This is a genomic window from Curtobacterium sp. MCJR17_020 (assembly GCF_003234365.2).
GTDB lineage: Bacteria > Actinomycetota > Actinomycetes > Actinomycetales > Microbacteriaceae > Curtobacterium.
This window is the reverse complement of sequence record NZ_CP126260.1, coordinates 3,801,595-3,827,524: the sequence shown is the minus strand read 5'-3', so window position 1 is coordinate 3,827,524 and position 25,930 is coordinate 3,801,595. Positions and strand designations below refer to the sequence as shown.

The 25,930-nt window shown below is 71.6% G+C and carries 33 protein-coding genes; 17 read left to right on the top strand and 16 right to left on the bottom strand.

Translation table 11 applies throughout. The features are described from left to right. Positions 1–19: 19 nt before the first annotated feature. The gene (locus DEJ14_RS18370; RefSeq protein WP_111083630.1) at positions 20–415 is read right to left on the bottom strand and encodes a MerR family transcriptional regulator; all 396 of its coding nucleotides are present in this window, start codon (positions 413–415) and stop codon (positions 20–22) included. Positions 416–511: 96 nt separating this feature from the next. Here DEJ14_RS18370 and DEJ14_RS18365 point away from each other — a divergent pair, with 96 nt between their 5' ends. From DEJ14_RS18365 to DEJ14_RS18335, 7 genes are all read left to right on the top strand, one after another. Next, entirely contained in the window at positions 512–1,213 is a 702-nt protein-coding gene (locus tag DEJ14_RS18365; RefSeq protein ID WP_111083629.1) for an SDR family oxidoreductase, read from the top strand. Between the two features lie 150 nt (positions 1,214–1,363). After that, positions 1,364–1,627: a hypothetical protein gene (locus DEJ14_RS18360; protein ID WP_111083628.1), complete on the top strand. Its 264-nt coding sequence runs from the start codon at positions 1,364–1,366 to the stop codon at positions 1,625–1,627. 24 nt (positions 1,628–1,651) lie between these two features. Then, positions 1,652–1,822 (top strand): hypothetical protein, encoded by a 171-nt coding sequence (locus tag DEJ14_RS18355; RefSeq protein ID WP_181437366.1) that lies wholly within the window; start codon positions 1,652–1,654, stop codon positions 1,820–1,822. Between the two features lie 118 nt (positions 1,823–1,940). Next, on the top strand, positions 1,941–2,639 hold the full coding sequence (locus DEJ14_RS18350) for a GAF and ANTAR domain-containing protein (protein WP_111083627.1): 699 nt from the start codon (positions 1,941–1,943) through the stop codon (positions 2,637–2,639). A gap of 12 nt (positions 2,640–2,651) precedes the next feature. Beyond that, a complete protein-coding gene (locus DEJ14_RS18345; protein WP_111083626.1) occupies positions 2,652–3,368 on the top strand; it encodes a GAF and ANTAR domain-containing protein in 717 nt (238 codons plus the stop codon). Between the two features lie 96 nt (positions 3,369–3,464). After that, on the top strand, positions 3,465–4,556 hold the full coding sequence (locus tag DEJ14_RS18340; protein WP_111083625.1) for a fatty acid desaturase family protein: 1,092 nt from the start codon (positions 3,465–3,467) through the stop codon (positions 4,554–4,556). A gap of 125 nt (positions 4,557–4,681) precedes the next feature. Continuing rightward, a complete protein-coding gene (locus DEJ14_RS18335) occupies positions 4,682–5,692 on the top strand; it encodes a matrixin family metalloprotease (RefSeq protein ID WP_111083624.1) in 1,011 nt (336 codons plus the stop codon). Positions 5,693–5,738: 46 nt separating this feature from the next. On the opposite strand, the gene DEJ14_RS18330 is transcribed toward DEJ14_RS18335, so the two are convergent. Continuing rightward, positions 5,739–6,389 carry an SDR family oxidoreductase gene (locus DEJ14_RS18330; RefSeq protein ID WP_111083623.1) on the bottom strand — a complete coding sequence of 217 codons (651 nt, stop codon included), beginning with the start codon at positions 6,387–6,389 and terminating at the stop codon, positions 5,739–5,741. Between the two features lie 107 nt (positions 6,390–6,496). Between DEJ14_RS18330 and DEJ14_RS18325 the strand changes: the two genes are divergently transcribed. Then, positions 6,497–6,985 (top strand): DUF4126 family protein, encoded by a 489-nt coding sequence (locus DEJ14_RS18325; protein ID WP_111083622.1) that lies wholly within the window; start codon positions 6,497–6,499, stop codon positions 6,983–6,985. A 27-nt stretch (positions 6,986–7,012) separates the two neighbouring features. Here the strand turns inward: DEJ14_RS18325 and DEJ14_RS18320 are convergent, their stop codons facing one another. Then, positions 7,013–7,558, bottom strand: a complete 546-nt coding sequence (locus DEJ14_RS18320; protein ID WP_111083621.1) for a TetR/AcrR family transcriptional regulator — start codon at positions 7,556–7,558, stop codon at positions 7,013–7,015. 90 nt (positions 7,559–7,648) lie between these two features. On the opposite strand from DEJ14_RS18320, the gene DEJ14_RS18315 reads away from it, so the two are divergent. The 4 genes from DEJ14_RS18315 (at position 7,649) to DEJ14_RS18300 (ending at position 10,272) form a co-directional block, all read left to right on the top strand. After that, positions 7,649–8,392 (top strand): SDR family oxidoreductase, encoded by a 744-nt coding sequence (locus tag DEJ14_RS18315; RefSeq protein WP_111083620.1) that lies wholly within the window; start codon positions 7,649–7,651, stop codon positions 8,390–8,392. A 113-nt stretch (positions 8,393–8,505) separates the two neighbouring features. After that, positions 8,506–9,477, top strand: coding sequence for an NAD-dependent epimerase/dehydratase family protein (locus DEJ14_RS18310; protein WP_111083619.1), 972 nt, complete (start codon positions 8,506–8,508; stop codon positions 9,475–9,477). 79 nt (positions 9,478–9,556) lie between these two features. Next, positions 9,557–9,940 (top strand): hypothetical protein, encoded by a 384-nt coding sequence (locus DEJ14_RS18305; protein ID WP_111083618.1) that lies wholly within the window; start codon positions 9,557–9,559, stop codon positions 9,938–9,940. Continuing rightward, positions 9,937–10,272 carry a sigma factor-like helix-turn-helix DNA-binding protein gene (locus DEJ14_RS18300; protein WP_260232967.1) on the top strand — a complete coding sequence of 112 codons (336 nt, stop codon included), beginning with the start codon at positions 9,937–9,939 and terminating at the stop codon, positions 10,270–10,272. Before DEJ14_RS18305 ends, DEJ14_RS18300 begins: the two co-directional genes overlap by 4 nt. A gap of 3 nt (positions 10,273–10,275) precedes the next feature. On the opposite strand, the gene DEJ14_RS18295 is transcribed toward DEJ14_RS18300, so the two are convergent. Then, entirely contained in the window at positions 10,276–10,974 is a 699-nt protein-coding gene (locus DEJ14_RS18295; protein ID WP_111083617.1) for a carboxymuconolactone decarboxylase family protein, read from the bottom strand. 123 nt (positions 10,975–11,097) lie between these two features. Here DEJ14_RS18295 and DEJ14_RS18290 point away from each other — a divergent pair, with 123 nt between their 5' ends. After that, positions 11,098–12,114 carry an aldo/keto reductase gene (locus DEJ14_RS18290; RefSeq protein ID WP_111083616.1) on the top strand — a complete coding sequence of 339 codons (1,017 nt, stop codon included), beginning with the start codon at positions 11,098–11,100 and terminating at the stop codon, positions 12,112–12,114. 131 nt (positions 12,115–12,245) lie between these two features. Here the strand turns inward: DEJ14_RS18290 and DEJ14_RS18285 are convergent, their stop codons facing one another. The 4 genes from DEJ14_RS18285 to DEJ14_RS18270 form a co-directional block, all read right to left on the bottom strand. Beyond that, on the bottom strand, positions 12,246–12,449 hold the full coding sequence (locus DEJ14_RS18285; RefSeq protein ID WP_111083615.1) for a hypothetical protein: 204 nt from the start codon (positions 12,447–12,449) through the stop codon (positions 12,246–12,248). Next, positions 12,446–13,318 (bottom strand): helix-turn-helix domain-containing protein, encoded by an 873-nt coding sequence (locus tag DEJ14_RS18280; RefSeq protein WP_111083614.1) that lies wholly within the window; start codon positions 13,316–13,318, stop codon positions 12,446–12,448. Before DEJ14_RS18280 ends, DEJ14_RS18285 begins: the two co-directional genes overlap by 4 nt. 52 nt (positions 13,319–13,370) lie before the next feature. Then, the gene (locus DEJ14_RS18275; protein ID WP_111083613.1) at positions 13,371–14,249 is read right to left on the bottom strand and encodes a helix-turn-helix transcriptional regulator; all 879 of its coding nucleotides are present in this window, start codon (positions 14,247–14,249) and stop codon (positions 13,371–13,373) included. 73 nt (positions 14,250–14,322) lie between these two features. Further along, positions 14,323–15,492: a PQQ-dependent sugar dehydrogenase gene (locus tag DEJ14_RS18270; protein ID WP_258373138.1), complete on the bottom strand. Its 1,170-nt coding sequence runs from the start codon at positions 15,490–15,492 to the stop codon at positions 14,323–14,325. A 109-nt stretch (positions 15,493–15,601) separates the two neighbouring features. Here DEJ14_RS18270 and DEJ14_RS18265 point away from each other — a divergent pair, with 109 nt between their 5' ends. Together DEJ14_RS18265 and DEJ14_RS18260 are read left to right on the top strand one after the other, a co-directional pair. Continuing rightward, positions 15,602–16,000 carry a (R)-mandelonitrile lyase gene (locus tag DEJ14_RS18265; protein WP_111083611.1) on the top strand — a complete coding sequence of 133 codons (399 nt, stop codon included), beginning with the start codon at positions 15,602–15,604 and terminating at the stop codon, positions 15,998–16,000. Continuing rightward, on the top strand, positions 15,997–16,668 hold the full coding sequence (locus DEJ14_RS18260) for an SDR family NAD(P)-dependent oxidoreductase (protein ID WP_111083610.1): 672 nt from the start codon (positions 15,997–15,999) through the stop codon (positions 16,666–16,668). The genes DEJ14_RS18265 and DEJ14_RS18260 overlap by 4 nt, the downstream gene beginning before the upstream one ends. A 72-nt stretch (positions 16,669–16,740) precedes the next feature. Here DEJ14_RS18260 and DEJ14_RS18255 read toward each other — a convergent pair whose 3' ends face one another. Next, on the bottom strand, positions 16,741–17,283 hold the full coding sequence (locus tag DEJ14_RS18255; protein ID WP_111083609.1) for a TetR/AcrR family transcriptional regulator: 543 nt from the start codon (positions 17,281–17,283) through the stop codon (positions 16,741–16,743). A 53-nt stretch (positions 17,284–17,336) separates the two neighbouring features. Here DEJ14_RS18255 and DEJ14_RS18250 point away from each other — a divergent pair, with 53 nt between their 5' ends. Together DEJ14_RS18250 and DEJ14_RS18245 are read left to right on the top strand one after the other, a co-directional pair. Further along, positions 17,337–17,660, top strand: a complete 324-nt coding sequence (locus DEJ14_RS18250; protein WP_146249653.1) for a DUF952 domain-containing protein — start codon at positions 17,337–17,339, stop codon at positions 17,658–17,660. Positions 17,661–17,701: 41 nt separating this feature from the next. Next, positions 17,702–18,139 (top strand): hypothetical protein, encoded by a 438-nt coding sequence (locus DEJ14_RS18245; RefSeq protein ID WP_111083607.1) that lies wholly within the window; start codon positions 17,702–17,704, stop codon positions 18,137–18,139. A 46-nt stretch (positions 18,140–18,185) separates the two neighbouring features. On the opposite strand, the gene DEJ14_RS18240 is transcribed toward DEJ14_RS18245, so the two are convergent. The 7 genes from DEJ14_RS18240 to DEJ14_RS18210 all read right to left on the bottom strand — a co-directional run bounded on the left by DEJ14_RS18240 (position 18,186) and on the right by DEJ14_RS18210 (position 25,889). Continuing rightward, positions 18,186–21,005, bottom strand: a complete 2,820-nt coding sequence (locus tag DEJ14_RS18240) for an ABC transporter permease (protein ID WP_111083606.1) — start codon at positions 21,003–21,005, stop codon at positions 18,186–18,188. After that, on the bottom strand, positions 21,002–21,730 hold the full coding sequence (locus tag DEJ14_RS18235) for an ABC transporter ATP-binding protein (protein WP_111083605.1): 729 nt from the start codon (positions 21,728–21,730) through the stop codon (positions 21,002–21,004). Before DEJ14_RS18235 ends, DEJ14_RS18240 begins: the two co-directional genes overlap by 4 nt. After that, positions 21,727–22,311, bottom strand: coding sequence for a PadR family transcriptional regulator (locus DEJ14_RS18230; RefSeq protein ID WP_258373137.1), 585 nt, complete (start codon positions 22,309–22,311; stop codon positions 21,727–21,729). Before DEJ14_RS18230 ends, DEJ14_RS18235 begins: the two co-directional genes overlap by 4 nt. A gap of 147 nt (positions 22,312–22,458) precedes the next feature. Next, positions 22,459–23,340, bottom strand: coding sequence for an aldo/keto reductase (locus tag DEJ14_RS18225; RefSeq protein ID WP_111083603.1), 882 nt, complete (start codon positions 23,338–23,340; stop codon positions 22,459–22,461). A gap of 9 nt (positions 23,341–23,349) precedes the next feature. Continuing rightward, positions 23,350–23,982, bottom strand: a complete 633-nt coding sequence (locus tag DEJ14_RS18220; protein WP_111083602.1) for a YdeI/OmpD-associated family protein — start codon at positions 23,980–23,982, stop codon at positions 23,350–23,352. Between the two features lie 135 nt (positions 23,983–24,117). Next, complete coding sequence (locus DEJ14_RS18215) at positions 24,118–25,656, bottom strand: FAD-binding oxidoreductase (RefSeq protein ID WP_146249652.1); 1,539 nt, start codon at positions 25,654–25,656, stop codon at positions 24,118–24,120. After that, a complete protein-coding gene (locus DEJ14_RS18210; RefSeq protein WP_146249651.1) occupies positions 25,653–25,889 on the bottom strand; it encodes a hypothetical protein in 237 nt (78 codons plus the stop codon). The genes DEJ14_RS18215 and DEJ14_RS18210 overlap by 4 nt, the downstream gene beginning before the upstream one ends. Between the last annotated feature and the right edge of the window lie 41 nt (positions 25,890–25,930).

Genomic DNA, 25,930 nt, shown 5'->3' with positions numbered 1-25,930 from the left:
GTCCGTCCCGCACCAGGTCTCAGGCCGCGACCGCTCCGTCTGCCGGCTCGCGCAGCGCCGGGCAGTGCTCGGCAGTCGGGTGCTCGCTGATGGCGATGACCTCGTCGAGCCGGCCACGCGCGGCCTCGAGCTCCGCCATCTGCGCCGTGATCCGGTCGCGCTCGGCGACGAGCAGCGCGAACGACTCTGGTGTCGCATGGCCGCTGTCCACGCACGGCAACAGCTGCACGATGGTGCGGCTCGGCAGACCGGCGGCGAACAGCTGCTGCACGAGCTGGACGCGTTCGACCGCCGGGGCGTCGTAGACGCGCTGCCCGCTGGTGGTCCGCGACGCGGTGAGCAGCCCCTGCTTTTCGTAGTACCGCAGCGAGCGCACGCTGGCGCCCGTCTCCGCGGCGAGGTCGCCGATCCGCATGCGGTCTCCGATCCGGGGCTTGCCCCTGACATCCATGTGAGGTCTTAGCGTAACCGAGCCGCGGCGGGAGACACCTGCGCGGCAGGAGGAGACACCATGGACATCGCTGGATCGGTCGCACTCGTCACCGGCTCGAACCGGGGCATCGGACGCCGCTTCGCCCTGCAGCTGCTGGAGCGCGGCGCCACCAAGGTCTACGCGACCGCCCGCCGACCCGAGCTCGTGGACATCGAGGGCGTCGTGGCGCTGCCGCTCGACATCACCGACCAGGCGTCGGTCGAGGCGGCGGCCGCAGCCGCCGGCGACGTCACCCTGCTCGTGAACAACGCGGGCATCTCGACGACGGGCTCGCTGCTCACCGACGACCTGATCGATGCACGCCGCGAGATGGACACGCACTACTGGGGGAACCTCGCGATGATCCGGGCGTTCGCACCGGTGATCGAGCGGAACGGCGGCGGCGGCATCGTGAACGTGCTGTCCGCACTGTCCTGGTTCGTCTACCCGGGATCCGGCGCGTACGCGGCGGCGAAGGCCGCCGAGTGGAACCTGACGAACGCGGTGCGGCTGGAGCTCGCCGGCAAGGGGATCAGCGTGCAGGGGCTGCACCTCGGGGCGGCGGACACGGACATGATGGACGGCTACGAGGGGCCGAAGGTCGACCCGGCCGACGTGGCGCGGGCCGCGCTGGACGGCGTCGAGCGGGGCGCGGCCGAGGTCGTCGTCGACGAGTGGAGCAGTGCGGTGAAGGCGTCGCTGTCGCAGGACCCGTCGGCGTTCTACGCGCAGTTCGCCTGAGCGGGGTGGCGCCGGGGCGTGGTGGAGCCCCGGCGCCGGGTCGTGGCTGGGAGTGCTCACATCCGCGGGTCCCACACTGACGCCACGGTGTCGCCGTACCGAGTCCGAGATCCTCTCGAGCTCCCGCGGGGAGCCGCCCAGGGAGTCATCATGACGGACCAGTCCGAGGCGGCCTCGACGCCGCTCGCGCTCACGAGTGTGGTGGCCTCCGGCCTGCCCACCGAGCTCGGCAAACCCACGGCGGCGAAGTACTACGACGTCCCGGCGGTGTTCAACCGCCGACCCGACGCAGCCGAGATGGCCGGCCTGCGCGGTGCCGATGGACACGCGCAGCTCGTGACGGCCGGCTACCCCGACGTCACGCTCGACGTGCAGGACCGTCGTCTCGTCATCGGCAACACGAACCTCGGATAGCTCGAACGCGGTCTCGCCACGGTGGTGGCGACGATCGTCGACGTCGTGAGCCGGGCGTCGTTGTTCGACAAGGAGCAGGTCCGTGACGCAGCGCGCATCGAGTTCGACGACCGCACGGCCCGGGCGCGCGAGGTCACGCGGGCGGCGGAGCGGATCCACTTCGTGCCGGAGCCGTCGCGCGTCAGCGCGGGCTGACCGTGTCCGCGCGGGTCGACGTGCCCGGCGGGCGACGCCCGCGGGGCACTGCGCTAGCGTTGCAGCACGCGGGGACCGGATCAGCCCCGCGTTCACGGACCCGGATGGTTTCCTCGCGATGAACGACTTCACGACGGCAGTCTCCGCACTGCAGGCCGCACCCGACGGCACCGACATGTGCCCGCCGTTCCTGACGACGCTGCCCGTGACCGGGGTCGGCATCTCCACCCTCGGCAACCCACTCGGGTCGGCGACGGTGTGCGCGAGCGACGCGCGCGCCGCGCGGATCGACGAGATCCAGTTCGACCTCGGCGAGGGCCCGTGTTGGCAGGCGTTGACGACCCGCCGCCCGGTCCTGGAGCCCGACCTGTCCGGCACGACGAACACCGACTGGCCGCTCGCGCTCGAGGAGCTCCTGCGCGCCGGGGTCGGGGCGGTGTTCTCGTTCCCGATGCGCATCGGGACGATCCCCGTCGGCGCCGTCGACCTGTCCGTGGACAGCGAGCGCACCCTGACCGTGGGGCAGATCCGCGGCGCCGTGGAGCTCACCGAGGTCGCAGCCCGTCGGGTGCTCCGTGGTGCTCTGCTCGCCGCGGCCGCCGACGGCCGTGCCGACATGGGCACCAGCCGCTACTCCCGACGAGAGGTGCACCAGGCGACCGGCATGGTCGCAGCACAGCTCGGGGTGGACGTCACCGACGCCCTCCTCGTGCTGCAGGCGCACGCCTTCGCCACCGAACGCACCGTCCGCGACGTCTCGAACGACGTCATCGCTCGCCGCATCGACCTCGCCCGGCCGTACGGTTCCGAGAACTGAGGAGCACGCACCATGGCACCGACCCGCGAGCGCCGGCTCATCGACACCTTCGTCACGCTGACCGACACCCTCGTCGACGAGTACGACGTCGTCGACCTCCTGCAGAACCTGGTCGACAGCGTCGTCGACATCTTCGACGCCTCGGCGGCTGGCATCCTGCTGGCCAACCAGCACCAGGAACTCGAGGTCGTGGCGTCGACCAGTGAGCGGTCCAGCTTCGTCGGACTCCTGCAGCTCGACGCCGGCGAAGGACCGTGCGTGGAGTGCTTCGCGACCGGGCGTCCGGTGTCCGTGAGCGACCAGGCGGAGATGCAACGCCGGTGGCCGACGTTCGCCGCCGCGTCCGCCGAGTCGGGGTACGCGTCGGTGCACGCGATCCCGATGCGGTTGCGGGACACCACGCTCGGGTCGCTCAACCTGTTCCGCGAGACCGAGGGGGCGCTGAACCGCGACGACGCCCTGGCAGCACAGGCCCTGACCGACGTCGCGACCATCAGCATCCTGCAGCAGCGGACCCTGCAACACGCGGCGCTGACGCAGGCGCAGTTGCAGCGAGCCCTCGACAGCCGGGTCGTGATCGAGCAGGCCAAGGGCTTCGTGGCGTACACGCACTCGGTGAACACCGAGGCGGCGTTCGAACTGCTGCGGCAGTACGCGCGGTCGAACCAGGAGCGCCTCGCCGACGTCGCCCGAGCCATCGTCGAACGCCGCCTGGTCCTCCCCGCCTGATCCCGTGTGTCCCCGGTCCGGGCTGGCGTACGATCACGAGCAAGTCGTAGCCCCGGACCCCGGTTGCAGCCGCAGCACTGGATCCAGGAGGAAACCATGGGCGACGAACTGGTCGTACCGACGGGCTATCGGAAGACCGAACGACGGTCGGCTCGGACCGACACCACCTCGACGTACACCGCGCTGCTCGCGCAGGTCCGTACCGCCGGGCTGCTCGGTCGGCGCACAGGCTGGTACTGGGGCCTCATCGCCGTGCTCGCCGTGCTGCTCGGCATCACGGGCGGGGCGTTCGCCGTGCTCGGCGGCTCCTGGTACCAGCTGATCGTGGCCGGCGTGCTGGGCGCACTGTTCACGCAGTTCGCCTTCCTGTCCCACGAGGCCGCACACCGTCAGGTCTTCGCGTCGCACCACTGGAACGACCGAGCGGCCCGCTACGCCGGCACGTTCCTGACCGGGATCAGCTACGCGTGGTGGATGAACAAGCACACCCGGCACCACGCCAACCCGAACACGGTCGGCAAGGACCCCGACATCTCGTTCGACGCGATCTCGTTCCGGCCCGAGGACGCCGCCAGCCGGACCGGCTTCCTGCGCGTGCTCGTCCGGGTGCAGGGCTACGCGTTCTTCCCGATGCTCCTGGTCGAGGGTGTGAACCTGCACTGGCAGTCGATCCGCACGTACACCAGCCGCGGCCCGGTGAAGCGGCGGTGGGCCGAGGGATCGGTCTTCGTCGGGCGGTTCGTGCTCTACCTGGGCGTCGTGTTCTGGTTCCTGCCGGTCGGCATGGCCTTCGCGTTCCTCGGCGTGCAGCTCGCCGTGTTCGGGTTCCTCATGGGCATCGCGTTCGCACCGAACCACAAGGGCATGCCCGTCATCGAACCCGGCCGCCGCGTGGACTTCTTCTCACGCCAGGTCCTGACCTCGCGCGACATCGGTGGCGGTGCCTGGGTCGAGTACTTCATGGGCGGCCTGAACCACCAGGTCGAGCACCACCTGTTCCCGAGCATGGCCCGACCGAACCTGCGGGCCGCCCGGGACATGGTCCGGAAGTACTGCGCGGACCAGGGCGTGCCGTACACCGAGACCACCCTGGTGCACTCCTACGTCATCGTGGTCCGCTACCTCAACGAGGTCGGTCTGGCGGCGCGCGACCCGTTCGCGTGTCCGATGGTCGAACGGCTGCGCTGACCCACCGCGACGGCGGAGCCCGGCCTGTCCTGTTGGCGCAGCCCTGGACCTGACGGGTACCCATCGGCGAGCATGGACCCGATCAGGGACGGCGGGCACAGGGGCTCGCCGCGGGAAGGGCAACCATGCGTCCTGTCAGGAACACGCTCACCACCGGGGCGGTCATCGCACTCGTCGTCGGCCTCACCGCCACGGCGGCACCCGCGCAGGCGGCGGCGCCGAGCGCGTCGGCGGCCGGCAGCCGTTGCGCCGCGGGGACGCTCTCGGTGCAGACGCTCCGGACGGGGTGCACGGTGGCGTCCGGCACGGTCGTGTTGCCGGACGGCCGCACGTTCGCCGTGCCGGCCCCCGGTGAGAGCGTGATGGCGAGCAGCTCCGCGGCGCCGGGTGCTCCCGAGCTGGCGGAGGTCGTCATCGCGAACACCGGTACCGGGGGTGTCGCGGTCCGCATCGACGAGGCGTGGAGCGGTTCGGCACCGGCGGTGCACCGCGAACAGGCGAGGAGCGCAGCAGCCAGTGCCGCGGCCAGCCAGGCGGCTGCCGCGCCGGCCGCCACGACCGCGGCCACCACCAAGTGCACCAGCACGGCCAACGCACGGAACGGGTACCGCTGGTCGAGCACGGTGCAGTGGTACTACAACGAGTCCGGCCAGAAGTCGTCGTACGCCAAGGACGCCCTGCGCAAGGCGGCGAACGCGTGGACGGGCACGATCTCGTCGTGCGACCGCACCGTGACCTCGTCCGCGCGGAACTCCTACGTGCGCCTGGCGACCCAGGCACCCGGGCTCACCGACAAGGGCGCGTGCTCGAAGAGCAACGGCTACAGCGTCGTCGGGTGGGGCAAGCTGCCCTCCGGGACCCTCGGCGTGACGTGCGTCTGGTACGACGGCAACGGCATCGCCAAGGAGTCCGACCAGCGGTACGCCACCAGCTACAAGTGGAGCTCGACGACCACCTGCTCGGGCGCACGGTTCGACACCCAGGCCGTCGCCACCCACGAGTGGGGCCACCTGTACGGACTCGGCCACGTGAAGACCGGAACCGGTCAGGTCATGGAGCCGTCCGGCGGGTACTGCGACACCGGTTCACGCACGCTCGGGCTCGGCGACATGACCGGCATCGCAGCGATCTACTGAAGCGCGGCCGCGGGCCGCGCCCCGTCGTCAGACCGTGTCGGCGTCGTCAGACCGCGTCGGCGCGCAGGAAGTCCGCGATCGGGGTCGATCCCGAGTTGAACCGGATGGTGTTGCCCGCCGTGCCGGGGGTCTCGAGCACGTCGGCGATCACGTGTGCGACGTCGCCGCGCGGCACGTCGCTCGACGAGCCCGCCCAGTCGACCGAACCGGTGGCGTCGTCGTCCGTCAGGGTGCTCGGCGCCACGATGGTCCACTGCAGACCAGAGTCGCGCACCACGGCGTCGGCGATCGCCTTCGACTGCGCGTAGGCGAAGAAGTCGTTGTCCTGCGGTACCCCGTGGTCGAGCTGCGACCCGGACCACGACACCATGACGTAGCGGTCGACGCCGGCCTGCTTCGCGCCCTGCACCGACAGGATCGCGGCGTCGCGGTCGATCGCCCACGTGCGGTCGGCGGACCCGCCGCCGGCACCGGCCGACCAGACCACGGCGTCGTGCCCGTGGACGAGCTCCGCGAAGTCGGTCAGGGACTGCTGCTGGATGTCCGCGACACGGGGTTCGCCGCCGTGGGCACGGATCTCGTCGGACTGGCCCGCGTCGCGGATGACCGAGGTGACCGAGTGGCCGCGGTCGCTGAGGATGCGGGTGGTGAGGAGTGCGACCTTGCCGTGGCCGCCGAAGACGATGACGTTGCTCATGGGGCGGACGCTACTCGGGCCGGCTCAGTACCCGCAGTCCGTGAGGACCCTCGGAGCGCTCGCGGCCCGCGTGCGTACGGTCGGACCTGATCACGACTGGAGACACGATGAGCAAGCAGCACGAGCAGCACACCCTGGTCCGCACCCTGGTGCTCGGCATCCTGAGCGGCGGCCGCAGTGCCACCCCACTCGCGGTGCTGGCACTGAACCACGACCGGTCCTCGTTGAAGGGGTCGTGGCAGGACTGGAAGGTCTTCAGCACCCCGCTCGGCCGCGGACTCCTCGTCGCCTCGGCCGTCGGTGAACTCATCGGCGACAAGCTGCCGATGACCCCGAACCGCATCTCCCCCGCCGGCCTGATCGGCCGCATCGGGTCCGGTGCGCTCGTCGGCGCAGCACTCGGCACGACCGGCAAGCGCGACCTGCGCATCGAGGGCGCGATCCTCGGCGGCGTCGGCGCGATCGTCGGGTCGTTCGTCGGGTGGGGTGCCCGCAAGCTCGTCGGCGCCACCACCCGCCTGCCTGACCCGGTCGTGGCGCTCGCCGAGGACGCCGCGACCATCGCCGGCTCCGTGAAGGTCATCACCGCCGACTGATCAGCGCGAGGCGGCGGGCGGCACGCCTCACCGCGCGGCGAGCACTCCGGCGGTCGCGAGCCGGACACGTTCCCGGGCCCGCTCTTCGTCGTCCCCGAACCGGTCGACCCCCCACGACACCGTCGTCAGCAGTTCGAACACCGCAGCGGCCTCCACCGTGGACGCGGTTCCCGCCGCCCGAGCACGATCGAGCAGCTCCGCGGTGCGCGCGGTGAGTCGTGCGCACAGCGTCCGGATCGGGGAATCCTCGTCCTCGATCGCGTCGGCGATGCACGAGGGCAGGTTCTGCCACACGCGCAGCTGCCACGTCAGTCGGAACATCCACTCGCGCAGCGCCGAGTCGGCGTCGAGGGCATCCAGTCCCGCCGAGTCTTCGATGATCGCGCGGACGCTGTCGTCCATCACGGCCGCGAGCAGGTCGTCGCGGGTGGGGAAGTTCCGGTAGAACGTCGCGTTCCCGACTCCCGCGCGAGTGGCGATGCCGTCGATGGGCGCGAGTATGCCGTCGGCGTCGAACACCTCGCGCGCTGCGGCGAGGATCGCGTCCCGGTTCCGCTGGGCATCGGCACGCATCTGCACTCCTGGCTTGACGTAAGTGGGGACTATCCCCACATAATGATCCGGGGACATTCCCCGTTTCGTCAGCCTACTGCAGGAGTGATCATGTCCAACCAGCTCGAGAACCGCACCGTCCTCGTCACCGGCGCCAACGGGGGCCTCGGAACCGAGTTCGTCCGGCAGGCGCTCGACGGTGGTGCGCGCCGGGTCTACGCGGCGGCTCGCTCGCCGCGCGCGTGGGAGGACGACCGCGTCCAGCCGCTCGTGCTCGACCTCACCGACCCGTCGTCGATCGAGGCCGCAGCCGCGGCGGCGCCGGACGTCGACCTGCTGGTGAACAACGCGGGCATCGCGCCTGCGGCGGACGCCTCCATCGCCGCACCCTCGGACGAGTCCCTCGAGCGGGTCTTCGAGACGAACACCTTCGGCACCATCCGGATGTCGGCCGCGTTCGCACCGATCCTGGCGGCGAACGGCGGTGGTGCGGTTCTCAACGTCTTGTCGCTCGCCGCGTGGACCCCGATCCCCACCGTGTACGCCGCGTCGAAGGCGGCTGCCTGGTCCGCGACCAACGGGCTCCGAGTGGAGCTCGCACCGCGGGGCACCACGGTCACGGGACTCATCGTGGGCATGGTCGACACGGCGATGGGGGCTCGGTTCAACGTCCCGAAGTCCCGCCCGGAGGACGTGGTCACCCAGGCCTACGAGGGTACCGTCGCCGGTGTGTTCGAGGTCCTCGCCGACGACGACTCACGTTTCGTGAAGAGCCTGATGTCGGAGCCCGCGGAAGCACTCGCAGCCGCGACCGAGGCCGCGATGCGCGCCGTCGTCGCGGAGCCCTCCGCGTAGCGGGCGGAGGCGCGGCGTCTCACGCGCTTCGTGAGCAGGAACGGTCGGGTCGCCCATCGGCACCCGACCGTTCCTGCTCACGATCCGAAGCGGCTCGGCCTACCGTGTGCCGCATGCGCATCGTCGTCATCGGAGCCACCGGCCACATCGGCACGTTCCTCGTCCCCCGCCTCGTCCGCGGCGGTCACGAGGTCGTCGCCATCAGTCGCGGTACCAGTACCCCCTACGCCGACTCCCCCGAGTGGCAGCAGGTCGAACGCGTCACCGCGGACCGCGAGCAGGAGGACCGCGACGGCACGTTCGGAACGCGGATCGTCGCCCTCGGCGCCGACGCCGTCGTCGACCTCGTCGGCTTCACCGAGTCGTCCGCCGCCGCCCTCGTCGAAGCGCTCCGCGGCACGGGCACGCACCTCGTGCACTGCGGCTCGATCTGGCGCGCGGGTGCATCCCGTGTGCTGCCGATCACCGAGGATGACTTCACGCCGCCCTTCGGCGACTACGGCGTGCAGAAGGACGCGATTGCCCGGATGGCCAAGGAAGAAACCGCGTCAGGGGGTTTGGCGACGACAACGCTGCACCCGGGTCACATCAGCGGTCCGGGCTGGATGCCGATCGGTCCGCTCGGAAACCTCGACCCGTCGGTGCTGACGAGGTTGTCCGCCGGCGAGGCGATCGAGGTCCCCGGTCTCGGCGCCGAGACCATGGCCCACGTGCACGCGGACGACGTCGCGCAGGCCTTCCAGCTCGCTGTCGAACACCGCGAGGCGGCGGTCGGCGAGGACTTCTTCATCACGGCCCAGACGGCGCTCACCGCACGTGGGTACGCCCACCTGGCAGCGTCGTGGTTCGGCCAGGAGGCCCGGCTCGAGCCCGTCAGCTGGGACCGGTTCCGCGAGACCACCACTCCAGAGCACGCTGGCGCCAGCTGGGAGCACCTGTCACGCAGCCAGGTGTTCAGTGTCGAGAAGGCCCGCCGCCTGCTCGGTTACGCGCCCGGGTTCACCGCCGAACAGACGGTGCTCGACGCCGTCCGCTGGCAGGTCGACCACGACGAGCTCGAGGTCGCCGGCCCCCTCGTCGTCTGAGGAGCGCACCCTCACCACGTCGTTGCCCTTGCGCTCAATATTAGTTGCAGCTATTATCAGTCGCAGGTAATGTCGCCGCATGCAGATCGACTGGCCGCGAGAGTTCAACGACCAGCTCGATCGTCTTGAGACCGACAGGACCGAGCGTGGGCGAAAACGTCTGCAGTTGCTGACGTTCATGCTCAAGCGATTGCGGGACCTGGACTCCGCTCCGGTTCAGGACACCGCGATGATCAAGCGTGTACGGCAGTCGAAGCAGCATCCGATCTGGCGGGTGTCACACCCCTACGTCGCGGGAGTGGCGCTCCGCTTGATCTGTTGGTTCCCGCCGGACGAGGACCGAGTCGTGGTGGCACTGTTCTCCGGCGACAAAGCGTCAATGGGTGACGTGTTCTACGACACGGTCGGCGTCCGAGCTGATCGCCTGATCAACCGATGGCGGAACGAGACCGAGGAAGCATGATGGGCAAGGAAGACTTCGTACGCGGGAACGACCGCCTCGAACAGATGATGCAGCGGCCGGGCGTCGCAGACGCGGTGGCCGCACTCGAGGTCGAAGCGGACGAACTCGACCGCATCCACGCGATGAGCCTCGCGATGGTCCGCGAAGCCGGCAAGCGCACCCAAGCCGAGATCGCGCACGAGCTCGGCATCAGTCAGGGCGCGGTGTCCCAGATGGAGCGGCGAGAAGACATGCTGCTCTCCACGCTCCGCAGCTACATCACCGCGACCGGTGCCGAGAACCCACGCATCATCGTGACCGTCAACGGTCACGACGTCGAGCTCGCGATCTGAGCGTCAGTCGGCCGTCGCACCCTCGTTCACGGCGGCGAGCCCGTTGAGCGTCCGCGGGTAGCCGATCACGGGCACCAGGACGGTGAGCACGTCGAGCAGCTGCTGCCGGGTGTTCCCGACGTGCAGGTTGCCCGCGACGTGTCCCGTGACCTGCGCGTCGGCACCGCCGAGCGCGACGAGGACCGCGAAGGTCAGCAGCTCACGCGTCGGCAGGTCGAGCCCGTCCCGTCCGACGGTGTCACCGAAGCAGTTGCCGGACAGGAACCGCTGGAAGTGCACGGTGTCGTCGGCCGCGTTGTCGTACATCGCGTCGACACGTCCGGCGCCGACGACGGCGCTCTGGACCGCTCGGCCCCGTTCGAGTCGGTCGTCGGGGGTGGTCGTCGACTGACCCGGGAGCGGCAACTCGACACCGCGCGCGGTCAGCACGTCGTTGGTGATCGTGAGGAAGTCCGAGGCGCGCCCGGACCCGACGTAGGCGACGGCCTGGTACCCGATCTCCTTCGCCTCGACGGGCGTCAGCGAGCCGTCGAGCGCGGTGCCGAGCAGCTGTCGGAAGGCGGTCTGCGCGCCGGCGGCGATCATCGCGCCGAGCTGCACGACCGCGCGGTCGTGGCTGCTGAGCGACGCGTGCTGCAGTGTCTCGTCCACGAAGTCGGCGTGGTACTTCGCGAACTCGGGGTCGGTCTCGGCGAACGTCATGTCCCCGACGCTACGACGGCCCCGCCGACCGAGGGAGGTACGGTCCTCCCCCCTTTCACCGTGGATGACCGGCCTAGCGTGGCAGCCGTGCCCGGCGAGACCCGCGGGCACGGAGAGGAAACCATGGAGTACCGCCAGCTCGGACGCACCGGCGTCGAGGTGAGCCCGCTCGCTCTGGGCACCATGATGTTCGGCCCGTGGGCGAACGCCGACGTCGACGACTCGATCCGGATCATCCACCGCGCCCTCGACGCGGGCATCAACTTCGTCGACACCGCCGACGCCTACTCGGACGGCGTCTCCGAGGAGATCGTCGGCAAGGCCATCAAGGACCGCCGTGACGACGTCGTGCTCGCCACCAAGTTCTTCATGCCGATGGGTGAGGGCCCGAACCGCTCCGGGGGCTCGCGCCGCTGGATCATGCAGGAGGTCGAGAACTCCCTGCGCCGCCTCGGCACCGACCACATCGACCTGTACCAGGTGCACCGTCCGTCCCCGACGACGGACGTCGAGGAGACCCTGGGCGCCCTGACCGACCTGGTCCGCCAGGGCAAGGTCCGGAACATCGGATCCTCGTCGTACTCGGGCGCCGAGATCGTCGAGGCCCAGTGGACCTCGGAGCGCCGTGGCCTGGAGCGCTTCCGCACCGAGCAGCCGCCGTACTCGATCCTGGTGCGCGGCATCGAGGAGGACGTCCTGCCGACCACGCAGCGCTACGGCATGGGCACCCTCGTCTACAGCCCGCTCGCCGGCGGCTGGCTCAGCGGTCGCTGGCGCAAGGACGCTCCCGGGACCCCGACGGCGAAGCACCGCCCCGCGGCCCGGTTCGACATGTCGACGCCCGCGAACCAGCGGAAGCTCGACATCGTCGAGGAACTCGCACTCCTGGCCGAGTCGCAGGACATGTCCCTCATCGAGATGTCACTGGCGTGGGTGATCCGGCACCCCGGCGTCACGAGCGCGATCATCGGCCCGCGCACCATGGAGCAGCTCGAGTCGCAGCTCCCCGCCGCCGACCGCGTGCTCAACGACGAGGTCCTGGACCGCATCGACGAGCTCGTCGCACCGGGCGTCACGATCAACCCCGACGACAACAGCTACGGGCAGCACACCCTGGTGCCCGCCGCACGTCGCCGGTGAACGCGGCCGACTGACGGACGGGAGGCCCGTGGCGGCATCGCCACGTCCCTCCCGTCACGGCCGGCGCGCCGCTGGCGCGTCACGCCGGAACCGGCGGGTGGGGCCCACCTCCCGTCCGCACGGTTGTTGCGTCAGCGACGTCGGAACAGCTCGCCGAGGTGCCACGGGCCGGGCGCGAGCCGCACGGCGGCCTCGGCACGCACGCGCTCCTCGAGCGCACGGTCGCGGGTCAGGTCGTGGATCTCCCGCTCAGCGCGCCAGCGGAACCGCAACCGGCCCAGGAACCCGAGCGGCGCGGCGGATGCGGTCGTCGGGACGGACTCGGTCTCGCTCATGCGTCCTCCGGTTCCGGGACGGCTACGGCCGTCGTGGCGACGAGGTTCGCGAGCAGCTGCAGGCGTTCCTCGGACGGTGAGCCCGGCTCGGTGCCGTAGGCGATGAGCGTCAGACCGGTGTCGGTCGCGAGCTCCATCGTCTCGTACGTCAGGTCGAGGTCGCCGACCTCGGGGTGGTGCACCCGCTTCTCGCCGTTCAGGTGCCGCATGACCCCGTGCGCGGCCCAGCGCTGCCGGAACTCCTCGCTGCGGGTCGAGAGTTCGCCGATCAGGTCGGTCAGCCCCTTGTCGTACGGCGACCGGGCGGCCTCGGCGCGGAGCACGGCCACCATGTCGCTCGCGACGACGTCCCAGTCGCGCCAGAACTCCTGACCGCGTGGGTCGAGGAACGCGAAGCGGGCGGTGTTCGGGGTGCCGGCGGGGTCGAGGAAGAGCGGGGAGTAGAGCGCACGTGCCAGGGCGTTTCCGGCCAGGAAGTCGGAGCGGCCGTTGCGGACCCACGCGGGCATGGTCATGCCGTCGAGCATGCGCTGCACGTTCGGTCGGACCTTGGACGTCGGGGGCTTCCGCCGCGTGGTCGCCGAGGCGTTCTGCACGCGAGCCAGGTCGAACAGGTGCGCGTGCTCGGCGTCGTCGAGGCGCAACGCACGCGACAGCGCTTCGAGCACGCTCTCCGAGACGCCGGTGAGGTTCCCGCGCTCGAGGCGGATGTAGTAGTCGACGCTCATGCCGGCGATGAGCGCGAGCTCCTCACGGCGGAGACCCTTGACCCGTCGGGCGCCACCGAAGTCGGGCAGCCCGACCTGCTGCGGCGTGACGCGCTCGCGGCGGGTGCGGAGGAAGTCGCGCACTTCGCTTCTGGTGTCCATGCGTCCACGGTAGGACGGTGCCGGGTGGGGAAGAAGGGGTTGCTGGTACCCGTCAGGCGGATTCGCGCGCGCGTTCCGCGATCTGCTCCGTCGCCGCCCACGAGGCGAGCAGGCGGAGCGCGTCGGCGGTCGGGCTGCCCGGGGTCGCCGGGTAGATCGTGAGCGCGAGCCCGGGGTCCTCGGCGAGTTCGAGCGTCTGGAAGTGCAGCTCGAGCGGACCGACGACTGCGTGCCGGAAGGACTTCACGCCGGCGTAGTGGCGGCGGACGTCGTGCGCGGCCCAGAGCGCGCGGAAGTCGTCGCTCCGCATCGACAGCTCGCCGATGAGGGCTGCGAGGTCGCGGTCGTTCGGTGTACGCCCGGCCTCGCGCCGCAGGATCGCGACGTTCGTGTGCGCCGCCCGCTGCCAGTCCTGGTAGAAGTTCCGGGCCTGCGGGTCGAGGAAGATGAAGCGCGAGAAGTTCATCGGCCGGGCCGGTGCCGCCACCAGGTCGGAGTGCATCGCGTAGCCGAGCGCGTTGGCGGCGACGATGTCCTGCCGGTTGTTGATGATCATCGCCGGGGCGTCGGTGATGACGTCGAGCAGGTACTGCAGCTCCGGGCGGACGGCGGCCACCGGCACGACCTTGCCCGCGCGCCGCGGTGTCGCGTTCTGGTGCCGGGACAGGTCGCGCAGGTGCTCGAGCTCGGCGGCGTCGAGCTGCAGTGCGCCGGCGACGGCCTCGAGCACGCTGTCCGAGACGCCCTGCAGGTTCCCCCGCTCGAGCCGCGTGTAGTAGTCGATGCTGACGCCTGCCAGCCGTGCGACCTCTTCGCGCCGGAGCCCGGCCACCCGACGGCGGGTGCCGAACGTCTCGACCCCGGCCTGCTCGGGGGTGATGCGGGCGCGACGGCTGGACAGGAAGTCGCGGGCTTCGTCGCGGTGGTTCATGCCGTCACGGTAACCGGCTGGGCAGCGTGCGAGCGAGGGGCTGCCGGAACCCCTGTCGGGCGAGGTCGCTGGCTCAGCCCGCCGCCCGCGTGAGCGGGACCGAGACGATGCGATCGTCCCCCGCTGCGGGGTCACCTCGGCCGTCGGTGTTGTTCGTGACGAACCAGAGGGTGCCCGACGGCCCCTCGAGCACGGTCCGGATCCGGCCGAAGTCGCCCGGGAAGTACTCGGTCGAGGTCCCCGGGTCGTCCGCCGGGATCGCCCGGAGCACCTCGCCGCGCAGGTTGGCCACGAACACGGTGTCGTCGACGACCGTCAGGCCGCTCGGGGACGCCTCGTCCGTCGACCACTGCTGCACCGGGTCGACGAAGCCCTGGTCCTCGCCGCCCTCGCCCTCGACCTCGGGCCAGCCGTAGTTCTCGCCCGCCTCGATCACGTTCAGCTCGTCGAAGGTGTTCTCGCCGAACTCCGAAGCGAACATCGTGCCGTCCGACGACCACCCCAGACCCTGCACGTTGCGGTGCCCGAGGCTCCAGACGGGTGACCCGTCGAACGGGTTGTCGTCCGGCACGTCGCCGTCCGGGGTGAGCCGCAGGATCTTGCCCGCGAGCGAGTCCTCGTCCTGCGCGTCACTGCTCGTGCCGGCGTCCCCGACGCTGGCGTAGAGCATGTCGTCGGGGCCGAACGCGATGCGGCCGCCGTCGTGGAACGTGTTCGACGGGAGCCCGTCGATGATCGTCGTGGCGTCGCCGAGCGCCCAGGACCCGGTGCTGCCCGTCAGCTCGAACCGCTGGATCCGGTTGCCGTCGTTGGCCGTCGAGTACACGAACAGGTCGTCGTCGTGCAGGGCCAGCCCGAGCAGCCCGCCCTCGCCGCCGTGGCTGACGCCGTCGACGGAGCCCACCTCGCGCGTCGTGCCGTCGTCCTGCAGCTCGAGGACCTTCGCGGAGTCGCGTTCGCTGATCAGGGCGTCGCCGTCGTCGCCGGTGCGGACGACCGACCACGGTGCCTCGAGCCCGGTGACCACGTCGCTGGTGTCGCCGTCGAGCGCGACCTGCCCGGTGGGCAGGTCGGCCGGGGCGGTGGCCCGGGCGCTCGCCGACGAGCCGCGGTCGTCGTCCGGTGCGGCATCGGCGCAGCCGCCCAGAGCGAAGATGGCCACCGCGGCGATGCCCGCTGTGGACCAGGCGCGGCGGGCGCGGGTGGGGCTCGGGTGCGGGTTCGGGTGTTCGCTGCTGTCCACGGTGGTCCTCCCGGATCGTGCGTCGATCACACACGCCGTGTTCGGGAAACGGCTGAGGGGTACGACCGGCACCTCCCTCCGGTGCGCACATCGGCCTACCGTCGGGGCCATGGAGATCCAACCGAAGCAGCCGACCGTCAAGAACCCGGCCGAGCAGTTCACCGGAGACGTCTACCTGGACGCCATCGCCAGCCCGAAGGAGGACGGCCAGTCGATGACCGTCGCCAAGGTCCGGTTCCTGCCCGGTGCGCGGACTGCGTGGCACTCGCACGCCAAGGGGCAGACCCTGCACGTCACCGAGGGCATCGCGCGGATGGGGACCCGTGACGGCGGCGTCGTCGAGGTCCAGACCGGGCAGACCGTCTACACGCCTGCGGGTGAGGAGCACTGGCACGGTGCGACCCCGACGGACTCCATGGAGCACCTCGCGATGCTCGACCTCGCCGACGACCCGGCGACCACCACCACCTGGCTCGAGCACGTCACCGACGAGGAGTACTCCGCATGACCACCATCGCCATCATCGGGGCCGGCAAGGGCCTCGGTCTCGCCGTCGCCGAACGCTTCGGCCGCGAGGGCTTCTCGATCGCCCTCGTCTCCCGCAACCAGGACCGCCTGGACGGCCTCGCCGCCTCGCTGCGCGAGCAGGGCATCACGGCCGCCGGGTTCGCCGCGAACGTCCGTGACGGCGATTCGCTCCGCAGCGCCCTCGAGCGTGCGACCGAGCAGCTCGGCCCCATCGAGGTGCTGCAGTACAGCCCGCTCCCCGCCAAGGAGTACATGCGCCCGGTGCTCGAGACCACCGCGGACGACCTGGTCGGCCCGATCGAGTTCTCGGTCTACGGCTCGGTCAACGCGGTCCGCCAGGTGCTGCCCGGCATGCGCGCGATCGGCCACGGCACGATCCTGTTCGTGAACGGCGGCAGTGCGGTGCGTCCCGGCGCGCGGGTCACCGGCACCTCGGTCGCCTTCGCGGCCGAGAGCGCCTACGCCCAGCTCCTGCACGACGCCGTGCGCGACGAGCAGGTCCACGTCGGTCAGCTCATCATCCCGTTCGGCATCGACGACGGGCAGCCGGAGCACTCCGGCGAGTCCATCGCGGATCGTCTGTGGGCGATCCACTCGGAGCGCGGCGAGTTTCGCACCTACGCGGAGGCGCTGCCCGACCCCGCCTGAGCGCGGTCGTCACCATGTGGCGGACGGGAGGCCCGTGGCGACGCCGCCACGGGCCTCCCGTCCGCCCTGGGGTCACGTCGAGAGCACCGCGACGGCACGCGCGGCGCGTGCGGCGACCGCGGCCGCCGTCGGGGCCGGAGCCAGGCCGAGCAGGCGCTCGCGGTGGAGCTCCCCGAGCAGCAGGGTGAAGAGCTCGACGGCGGTCTCCGGAGTCGCTCCGGCGCGGACCAGGGCCTGCTGCGCGGCGAGCGGTCCGGCCTCGTGGAACTCGCGCGCGAGCTCGGGTGACCGCGTCGACTCCGCGATCACGAGGCGGTGCAGCGCCACTGCACGGTCCGAGAGCAACGCGCTGCCGATCGCCGTGGCCGTGGACACGAGGTCCGCGGTGGGCTGGTCGGCGTACGGGTGCTGCCGGCGGACGACCGCCCGGAGGATCGCGGGCTTGTCGCCGAACGCCGTGTAGAGCGTGCGCTTCGTCACCCCGGCCTCGGCGGCGACGCGGTCGAGCGCGACGCCCGCGAACCCGTGCTCCAGGAACAGGTCGGTCGCGACGTCGAGGATCCGCTCGTCACGGGCGATCCGCTCGTCGGCGGTCGGACGTCCACGCTTGTTCACGGACCCACCCTAGCCGTAATGATACGCTCCCGTTTCATTACCGAGGAGGGTCCATGACCGATGTGGTCTGTCACGTGGCGATCGCCGACGACTGGGAGATGAGCCGCGGGTTCGGCGAGTACGAGGTCTCCACCCGTGGGGTGCCGCTCGAGCCGGGCGGGTGGGTCCGCGCCACCACGCCCGACCGGGTGTCCGAGGTCGTCGCCGAGCGGTACGGCGACCTCGCGTTGCCCCTGCTCCGGATCGACCTGAGCGTCGCAGGGCTCGCGGCTGCGGGGGTGCCGGTCGAATGGGTCGACGGGGTCCCGCGGGTGCGGGGTCCGATCCCGATGGACGACGAGGTCGTGCTGGCCGAGGTGCTCATCGCCCGGCGGTGAGCGACACGTGAGCACGACGACCGCGCCCTAGGCTGGAAGCGATGTCCAGCGTCCTCCTCACCGTGCACGTCGTGGCGGCGCTGCTCACCCTCGGGCCCGTCGCGGTCGCCGGGAGCATGTTCCCGAAGCCGGCCCGCGCGCTCGTCGCCGATCCGGGCGACCAGGGGGCCCGAGCAGTCGCCAGGGTCCTGCACCGGATCTGCCACGTGTACTCGATCGTCTCGCTCGCCGTCCCGACCTTCGGCACGGCCCTGGCGTTCGAGGTCGGGGCGCTCGACGAGGCCTGGCTGCTCGTCTCGATCGGCCTGACCGCGGTGGCTGCGGGGATCCTCGCGCTCGGGGTCCTGCCGGAGCAGCGCGAGGTCCTGCGCGGGAACGGGACCGAGCGCTCGCCGCGGAAGCTCGCCGCCCTGGTCGGCGTGTTCAACCTGGTGTGGGTCGTCGTCGCCGTGCTCATGGTGGTGCAGCCCGGCGCCTGACCGGGGCTGCACCGGGGCGGCGCCACGTGCAGCGCCGCCCCACACCTCAGTGCGCCCGGCGCACCGCCACCCGGCGTCGGCCGTGCGCGGTGAGCCATGCCCCTGCCGTCACCAGGAGCGGCAACCCGATCCCGAGCAGGGCCAGCATCGACCAGTCCGGCACGAACGGCATGTGGTTCGATCCGACCGCTGGTTCCGTGAACCGCAGGGTGAGTGCCCGCATCGGCAGCAGCCCCAGCAGGGTGCCGATCACCGCGCCCACCGAGGCCAGGATCGCTGCCTGCCAGGTCGACACCCGACGCCGCAGCCGTGGTGCAGCACCGATCGCGTCGAGCACCTCGTCGTCGCGGCGCCCGTCGGACCGCGCGAGCCCGATGGCCACCGCCGTCGCACCGATCGTCACCGCCGCAGCGAGCGCGAGCACGATCGCCCGGATCAGCGCGCCGTTGTCCACCGGGCCGGCCTCGTAGGCGAACTGCGGGCCGTCCCACCGAGCGCGGTCCGCGCCGCCGAAGCTCTGCCAGGCGGAACTCAGCTCGTCCCACTGCTCGGGCGCGATGGCCCCGGGCAGCGTGGTGACGAGCATGCCGTCGACGGCGCGCACCCCGTAGTGCGCCGCGGTCGCCTTCGTCATGAAGACCCCGACCTGGATCCGCGGCGACTGCACGTCGAGCACGGCCGGGATCGACACGCTGGCGTCCGGCTTCGTCGTCGTCGTGATCGTCGGGCTCTCCCACGTGCGGTCGTGGAACGTGTCGATGCGGACCGCACCGTCGTGGGCGTACTCCGGCCACAGTGACACCGCCTTGCCGCCCTCGAGCGCATCCCGCACGGCAGCAGACGGTCGGTGTCCGGTGAGCACCGCGTAGTCGTCGACGGTGCCGGTCCAGATGTGCGGGACGGTCGCGTCAGCGGTGTCGAGGTAGTACGAGCACGACGTGGAGTCGTAGCCGTCGCAGTCGAAGTCCGTCCACCGGTGCGGCATCGTCACGGACGACGGGGTGTCGCCCGCCCATCCCTCGGCCACGCCGAGCACCCGGATCCGGTCGTGGTCGAGCACCCGCGCGACGACCTTCGCCGCGTGCGCCGTCAACGCCGCGTCGTGCCCGCTGGCGGCACCGTCCTCGCTGGACAGCTGCACCTCGGACGTCGCGACCCCGACCGCCGTCGTGTACTCGTACCCGCGGACGTACTGCGCGTGGCTCGACGCACTCCACGTGATCACGACCGACGCGACGAACACGACGCTCATCACACTGGCGAGCACCGGCACCGTTCGGACCGGGTTGCGCCGGGCATCGCGGGCGGCCAACCGAGCCGACAGCCCCAGGCGTGCGGACATCCGGGACACCAGGGCGAGGAGCCACGGCGAGCAGATCGCGATGCCGAGCTGCATCAGGCACGGTCCGAGCGCGACCCCGGCACCGACCACCCAGGCCCAGTGGTCGTCCTGCACACGGCGGTCGTTGAGCATGAGCACCCCGACGCCGCAGGCCAGCGTCATCACGGCGCCGGCGATGATGAGCACCGGCCCCCAGATGCGTCGCCGACGACGAGCAGGACGGTCGACGGGCGCGGGTCGGAGTGAGCCCCGCAGCGCCGCGAGCACGTTGATGCGGGTGGCGGCCCGGGCGGCGACGAGTGCGGAGACCAGCCCGGCCAGGACGCCGGCGGCCGCGACCACGAGCAGCAGGAGCGGGGGCACGTGCAGGCCCGGGAACGACACGACGTCGCCGTTGTCGATCAGGCGGAACACCGCGACGCCGATCCCGGTGCCCACCGCGACGCCGAGGACGGCGCCGATGGACCCGAGCACGAGGCCGGACCCGGCGACGATCGTCCGGACGAACCGTTTGTCCCCGCCGACGCTCGTGACGATCGCGTACGAACGGGTGTCCGCCCGGGTGCCGACCAGGAACGCGGCCCCGGCGAGCAGCGCGACCTCGAACATCGCGAAGACCCCGAGCAGTGCCATCGCGCCGAGGTACCAGCCGAGTGACGAGCTCATCTGGCCGCCGGGCAGGCGGGCATCCGGCGGATCGAGCACGACCGGGCGGGACTGCACGACGATGCCGTGCGCGTTGAGCTGCCGGATCTCCGACCAGGTCGGCGCGTCCGACGGCAGGTAGACGGTGACGTCGGTCAGACCCGCGTCGTCAGTGGTGTCGGTCGTCGACAGGGTCGTCCCCCACGGCAGGAACACGCCCTGCTCGCTGGGCGCCGAGCCGAGGTCGCGCACCGTCCCGGTGATCGTGAACCGCTTCGTGACGGGATCGGTGATGTCGACAGTGTCACCGATGTGGGCGTCGAGCCGGTCGAGCGTCGCCGGCGTGACCATGAGTTGGTTGCGCGCGGTCGGCACCGACCCGTCGAGGACGCGCCAGTGGCCCTCGAGCGACGGGTCCCAGACGCTGCCCTCCACCGCGGCCAGGCCGACAGGTCCCCTGGGGCCCTGCACCACGACGGGCGTGCCGCCGACCGGGATCGACAGCGCACCGTCCGGCACGTGGGCGAGCACGTTCGCGAACGGCGGGTCCTCGTCGGCCTTCGTGACCGGGCTGTTCCGCTTCGCGTCGGTGAACTGCCACTGCACCGGGTCCTGCCGTATGCCGGGCAGGTCCGGGCCGGAGACCCGCATCTGCGCCGCTGCCTTGCCGAGGTCGTAGTCCAGCGACTCCGCGGTGGTGGGCTGCGTCGACTGCACGACGACCGCCACCGCGGCGAACCCGGCGGTGGGGATGCCGATGAGCGCGATGATCAGCGCCGCCCGACCGGCCTTCGCGAAGGCCAGCCGACGCCCCAGACGGAGCGCCGGTCGGAGTGCGAACGGCGTCCGGCCGGTACCGGGACGCCGACGCCGGCTCACGACGCGGTCCGGTCCGACAGGGCGAGCTCGACGCCCGAGTACACGGTCTCGTCGACCACGCGACCGTCGCGCAGGAAGACGATCCGGTCCGCCCAGGCAGCGTGCCGGGCGTCGTGGGTGACGAGCAGTGCGCCGGCTCCGGCATCGACGTGACGCCGGAGCATGCGGAGCACGACCTCGCCGGTCTGCGAGTCGAGGGCGCCGGTCGGTTCGTCCGCCAGCACGAGCCGACGTTCGCCGACCACGCCCCGGGCGATCGCGACGCGCTGCTGCTGGCCGCCCGACAGGTCGTCCGGGTAGGCGTCGGCGCGGTGTGCGAGTTCGACGTTGTCGAGTGCCAGTTCCGCGGCGCGGCGGGCCTGCGAGGCCTTCCAGCCGTCGAGCTCGAGCGGCAGCGCCACGTTCTCGACCGCGGTGAGCGAGGGGATCAGGTTGAAGTCCTGGAACACGAACCCGATGAGGCGACGGCGGAGGGCCGCGAGTTCCTTGGCGGGCCGGTCGGACACGAACTCGCCGTCGATCAGCACTTCGCCGCTCGTCGGCGGCAGCAGGGTGCCGGCGCAGGCGAGCAGCGTCGACTTGCCGGAGCCCGAGGTCCCCATGACGGCGACCATCTCGCCGCGCTGGACGGCCAGGTCGATGCCGGCCAGGGCCGTGACGGCCTTCGCGCCGGAGCCGTAGTGCACGCTGACGGCGTCGAGCTGCAGGAGCGGTGCGGCGCTCACCGTGCGCTCCGCGCGACGTCGGCAGCGGTCGGGGACGAGGAGCCGGCGTCAGCCGCCGGGTGCTCGTCCGGCCGGTACCGCGCCACGGTCGACTCCACGTGGTCGAGCCAGCGCACCTCGGCCTCGGCCTGGAACACCATCGACTCGAGCACGAGCGACCACGCCAGGTCCGTCGCGGGATCGGCCGTGCGCTTGAGCCGCGTCAGGTCCTGCAGGTTGCGGATCGCGGCCCCGCGCTGCACCTGCACGAGCTTGGCGACGTCGACGCCGGGCACGGTGACCGCGAGGGCGAACTTGATCGCGAGTTCGTCACGACCACGCTTGGCGGGCACCGGCTCGCTGAACCAGCGCGCCACTTCCCCGCGACCCGCGTCGGTCACCGTGTAGACGACGTGGCCGTCGTCGTCGGTGTCGCCGCGGGCCACGAGGCCGTCGCGTTCCAGGCGGTCGAGTGTCGTGTAGACCTGGCCGATGTTCAACGGCCAGCTCCCGCCGGTGCGGTGCTCGAACTCCCCCCTGAGCTGGTACCCGTACCCGGGTCCCCCCACCAGCAGCGCGAGTACGCCCATCCGTACGCTCATGACACTTCCCCCGTCTCTCGTCCACCATGGACATACCGAGTATGCCCATACCGCGTATGCATCCGCAACCAGGAAACGGACTGGAGGCCCGTGGCGGTGTCGCCACGGGCCTCCCGTCCGCCGTTCGGTCGCGTCCGCGACCCCGGGTCAGGAACCCAGCTTCGACAGCTCCTCGAACTCCTCGTCGGTGAGCTCGATGGTCGCGCCCTGCAGGTTGTCCTCCAGGTGCGAGACGCTCGACGTGCCGGGGATCGGCAGGACGACGGGCGAGCGCTTGAGCAGCCAGGCGAGTGCGAGCTGTGCCGGCGACGCGCCCTTCCGGTCGGCGATCTCGGTGAGCGGTGAGTCCTCGCCGGTCAGCCCGCCGGTCGCGAGCGGGAACCACGGGATGAACGCGATGCCCTGCTCGGTCGACCAGTCGAGGAGCTCCTCGGCGTCGCGCTTCTGCAGGTTGTACAGGTTCTGGACGGAGACGATCGTCGCGATCTCCTGGGCCGCCTTGACGTCGTCGACCGACACCTCGGACAGGCCGATGTGCCGGATCTTGCCCTCGTCCTGCAGCTTCTTCAGCTCGCCGACCTGGTCCTCGAGCGGGACCTTCGGGTCGATGCGGTGCAGCTGGAACAGGTCGATTCGCTCGAGGCCCAGACGGCGGAGGCTCATCTCGGCCTCCTGGCGCAGGTACTCCGGACGGCCGACCGGCGGCCACTCGTTCGGGCCGGTCCGGGTGAGTCCGGCCTTCGTCGCGATGACGACGTCGTCGCCGTAGGGGTGGAGCGCCTCGTGCAGGAGATCCTCGGCGACGTAGGGGCCGTACGAGTCGGCGGTGTCGAAGAAGTCCACGCCGAGCTCGACGGCGCGCTGCAGCACGCGGACGGCCTCGTCGTGGTCCTTCGGGGGTCCCCAGACGCCGGGGCCGGTGAGCTGCATGGTGCCGTAGCCGAGGCGGTGGACCTCGAGGTCGCCCCCGATGCGGAAGGTGCCGGAGGCGGCGGCCGGACGGTTCGTGGTGTCGGTGCCAGTGGTCATGTCCCCGGTCTACGCCGGAGGCGTTGCCGGTCCCTGAGTCGGTGTCCCCCGGCGCTCCGACCGGTCCGGACGCGGGTACGGCGTCTCGCCGCGCGCCAACCCGGCGACGAGCTTCGTCAGCCGGTTCGTCCGCGAGGTCGCACTCGGCGCGGTCGTGATCCGGTGCAGCACGGCGTACCGGTTCGTGCCGTCGAGCTCGGCGAACAGGGCGGCTGCCGCGGGTGACGCGTCGAGCGCTGCCTGCAGGTCCTCGGGGACGGTGACGGTCGCCGGCCCGGCGTACGCGCGGTCCCACCGGCCATCGCCCTTCGCCCGGTCGATCTCGGCCTGTCCTCGCGCGCGCATCCGGCCGTCGGCGATGAGCGTCGCGACGAGCCCGAGGTTGCGCTGCGACCAGAGTGAGGCCTTCCGCCGGGGGGTGAACCGCTGGCGGTAGGTCGTGTCGTCCCGCCCACGCCGCTGCCCGTCGATCCACCCGGAGCACAGCGCTTCGTCGAGGGCGGTGTCGTAGGTCAGGGTCGTCGGATCGGTGACGCCCTTCTTCGCGAGCACGAGCCACACCCCGTCGGCGTCGCCCTCGTGCGCGTCGAGCCAGGCGCGCCAGGCAGCGGCGTCCGGCAGCACCAGGTCGACGATGTCCATGCGGTCATCGTAGGTCGCGGCCGGCCGGCCGGCCTGGTCCGAGACTCGGCGTGGGCGACAGTCCTCGCGGTGCGCGCCACGAGGACTGTCGCTCACACCGAGACTCGCGTACGTCGGGCCGAGACTCGTGCGGCGTCAGACCCAGTTCGGCTGGTCGAGCACGCCCGTCGGATCGGCCTGCTCGGCGATGCGGTGCAGGCGCGAGGTGTTGTCCCCGAAGTACGCCGACGGGTCCGTGATGGCCGCGTCGCAGTAGTTCGCGTACGCCGCGTCGCCCCACGCCGGCCGCATGGCCTTCCGGAACCCCCGCACGTACGCGTCGAAGGGGGCCGGGTCCGCGCCGTCGGCGAAGACCGCCGTGTACTGCACGGTCATGAGCGCGGACCGCCACGGGAACGCCGAGTCGGTCCGGCCGACGTCCGCCACGACCCCGCCGAGGGCATCGAGCGCGACCCCGCCCTCCAGGTTGCCGTCGACGTCGCCCGCCGCGGCCGCCTGGGCGACGAGCACGTCGATCTGCGCGTCGGTGAGCTTCGCCGATCCGATCGACGAGGTCGCTGCCTCGGACACCCGCTGCGGCTTCCCCGCCAGCGCGGACATCGCGGCGCCGTAGGTGAGCACCTGCCCGGTGTGGGCGAGGGGCTTCGCACCGGTGGCGGCGATGAAACCGTCGACGGAGGTGTCGGCACCGGTCTTCGATCCGGTCCACACGCCGGTCACGGTGACCGTCGGGGCGGTGTGCCGGCTGCCGTTCAGCAGCTTGAGCGTGGACCACAGCTTCGGGTCGGCGGTGGGCGCCCAGTCCTGCCAGGCGCGCACCACGGCAGCGGCGGCCGACCACGCGAACGTGATGGTGAAGAGCAGGACGGGAGGCGCGGCCTGCGTCCGGTACGTCAGTGCGGTCACGACGCCGACGGTTCCACCGCCCCCACCGCGGCAGGCCCAGAACAGGTCCGGTTCGCTGGACGTCGAGACCTCGTGCACTGTGCCGTCCGGGGTGACGAGCGTGACGCCGGTGAGCTGGTCGCAGGTCAGCCCGAACGAGCGGACGAGCACGCCGACCCCACCGCCGAGGGTGAGCCCACCGATGCCGACGGTCGGACAGGAGCCGGCGCCGATTGCCCGTCCGGCCTTCGCGAGCGCGGCGTAGACGTCCCCGAGTTGCGCACCCGGGCCGATCGTGACGGTGTCGTCGTCGTGCAGTTCGATGTCGTCGAGGTCCTGCGTGCTGATCACGAGCGACCGCGGGACGTCGGTCCCGGGGGCGCCGCCGGCCGACCAGCCCGTGTACGAGTGCCCACCCGCGCGCAGTGCGACGGGGGTGCGGGTGTTCCGCGCGAAGGCGAGCCCGGCCTGCACGTCCGGAGCTCCGGCGGCGCGCAGGATGCCCTGCGGGTCGGCGTCGTCGTACCGCGGGTTCTCGAGCACGCGGGCGCCGTCCCACCCGTTCGACCCGGACCGGAGAACCGTGCCGGAGACCGCGGCGACGAGGGCGTCCCACGAGTCGGGGCCGCCGGGCGTGGGCGTGCTCGTCGGCTCGGGCGAGCTGCTGGCGGTCGGGCGCGGCGAGCCCGACGGCGCGGGGCTCGGCCGGGTGCACGCTGCCAGCACCCCGGCGAGTCCGAGTCCGACGCCCCCGGCGAGCAGGATCCGCCTGGTCGGGCGGTGCGTCACGACCCGGCGAGCCCGCCGGAGACGCCGGTGGTGCCGGGGTGGGCGGCCGTCGCCAGTCCCTGGGTCATCGCTCGTTGACCCTCGGCGTCGGCGAAGGTGCGGGCGCCGAGGGTCGGGTCGACGGGTTCGAGGTGGGCGAGGCGCTTCGCACGACGGCGGTTCTGCACCTCGAGCACGGTGAGCAGCGCGGCGATGGCCACGACCACTCCGATGACGATCCACACGACGACCATGACGTTCCCCTTCCGTCCCGGGGCGTCCACCCCGTGCTCGC

Excerpts from the sequence above, each read along its gene's own strand:
- DEJ14_RS18370 (WP_111083630.1), bottom strand. The coding sequence starts at position 415 with ATGCGGATCGGCGACCTCGCCGCGGAGACGGGCGCCAGCGTGCGCTCG.
- DEJ14_RS18365 (WP_111083629.1), top strand. The coding sequence starts at position 512 with ATGGACATCGCTGGATCGGTCGCACTCGTCACCGGCTCGAACCGGGGC.
- DEJ14_RS18360 (WP_111083628.1), top strand. The coding sequence starts at position 1,364 with ATGACGGACCAGTCCGAGGCGGCCTCGACGCCGCTCGCGCTCACGAGT.
- DEJ14_RS18350 (WP_111083627.1), top strand. The coding sequence starts at position 1,941 with ATGAACGACTTCACGACGGCAGTCTCCGCACTGCAGGCCGCACCCGAC.
- DEJ14_RS18345 (WP_111083626.1), top strand. The coding sequence starts at position 2,652 with ATGGCACCGACCCGCGAGCGCCGGCTCATCGACACCTTCGTCACGCTG.
- DEJ14_RS18340 (WP_111083625.1), top strand. The coding sequence starts at position 3,465 with ATGGGCGACGAACTGGTCGTACCGACGGGCTATCGGAAGACCGAACGA.
- DEJ14_RS18335 (WP_111083624.1), top strand. The coding sequence starts at position 4,682 with ATGCGTCCTGTCAGGAACACGCTCACCACCGGGGCGGTCATCGCACTC.
- DEJ14_RS18330 (WP_111083623.1), bottom strand. The coding sequence starts at position 6,389 with ATGAGCAACGTCATCGTCTTCGGCGGCCACGGCAAGGTCGCACTCCTC.
- DEJ14_RS18325 (WP_111083622.1), top strand. The coding sequence starts at position 6,497 with ATGAGCAAGCAGCACGAGCAGCACACCCTGGTCCGCACCCTGGTGCTC.
- DEJ14_RS18320 (WP_111083621.1), bottom strand. The coding sequence starts at position 7,558 with ATGCGTGCCGATGCCCAGCGGAACCGGGACGCGATCCTCGCCGCAGCG.
- DEJ14_RS18315 (WP_111083620.1), top strand. The coding sequence starts at position 7,649 with ATGTCCAACCAGCTCGAGAACCGCACCGTCCTCGTCACCGGCGCCAAC.
- DEJ14_RS18310 (WP_111083619.1), top strand. The coding sequence starts at position 8,506 with ATGCGCATCGTCGTCATCGGAGCCACCGGCCACATCGGCACGTTCCTC.
- DEJ14_RS18305 (WP_111083618.1), top strand. The coding sequence starts at position 9,557 with ATGCAGATCGACTGGCCGCGAGAGTTCAACGACCAGCTCGATCGTCTT.
- DEJ14_RS18300 (WP_260232967.1), top strand. The coding sequence starts at position 9,937 with ATGATGGGCAAGGAAGACTTCGTACGCGGGAACGACCGCCTCGAACAG.
- DEJ14_RS18295 (WP_111083617.1), bottom strand. The coding sequence starts at position 10,974 with ATGACGTTCGCCGAGACCGACCCCGAGTTCGCGAAGTACCACGCCGAC.
- DEJ14_RS18290 (WP_111083616.1), top strand. The coding sequence starts at position 11,098 with ATGGAGTACCGCCAGCTCGGACGCACCGGCGTCGAGGTGAGCCCGCTC.
- DEJ14_RS18285 (WP_111083615.1), bottom strand. The coding sequence starts at position 12,449 with ATGAGCGAGACCGAGTCCGTCCCGACGACCGCATCCGCCGCGCCGCTC.
- DEJ14_RS18280 (WP_111083614.1), bottom strand. The coding sequence starts at position 13,318 with ATGGACACCAGAAGCGAAGTGCGCGACTTCCTCCGCACCCGCCGCGAG.
- DEJ14_RS18275 (WP_111083613.1), bottom strand. The coding sequence starts at position 14,249 with ATGAACCACCGCGACGAAGCCCGCGACTTCCTGTCCAGCCGTCGCGCC.
- DEJ14_RS18265 (WP_111083611.1), top strand. The coding sequence starts at position 15,602 with ATGGAGATCCAACCGAAGCAGCCGACCGTCAAGAACCCGGCCGAGCAG.
- DEJ14_RS18260 (WP_111083610.1), top strand. The coding sequence starts at position 15,997 with ATGACCACCATCGCCATCATCGGGGCCGGCAAGGGCCTCGGTCTCGCC.
- DEJ14_RS18250 (WP_146249653.1), top strand. The coding sequence starts at position 17,337 with ATGACCGATGTGGTCTGTCACGTGGCGATCGCCGACGACTGGGAGATG.
- DEJ14_RS18245 (WP_111083607.1), top strand. The coding sequence starts at position 17,702 with ATGTCCAGCGTCCTCCTCACCGTGCACGTCGTGGCGGCGCTGCTCACC.
- DEJ14_RS18230 (WP_258373137.1), bottom strand. The coding sequence starts at position 22,311 with ATGAGCGTACGGATGGGCGTACTCGCGCTGCTGGTGGGGGGACCCGGG.
- DEJ14_RS18225 (WP_111083603.1), bottom strand. The coding sequence starts at position 23,340 with ATGACCACTGGCACCGACACCACGAACCGTCCGGCCGCCGCCTCCGGC.
- DEJ14_RS18220 (WP_111083602.1), bottom strand. The coding sequence starts at position 23,982 with ATGGACATCGTCGACCTGGTGCTGCCGGACGCCGCTGCCTGGCGCGCC.
- DEJ14_RS18210 (WP_146249651.1), bottom strand. The coding sequence starts at position 25,889 with ATGGTCGTCGTGTGGATCGTCATCGGAGTGGTCGTGGCCATCGCCGCG.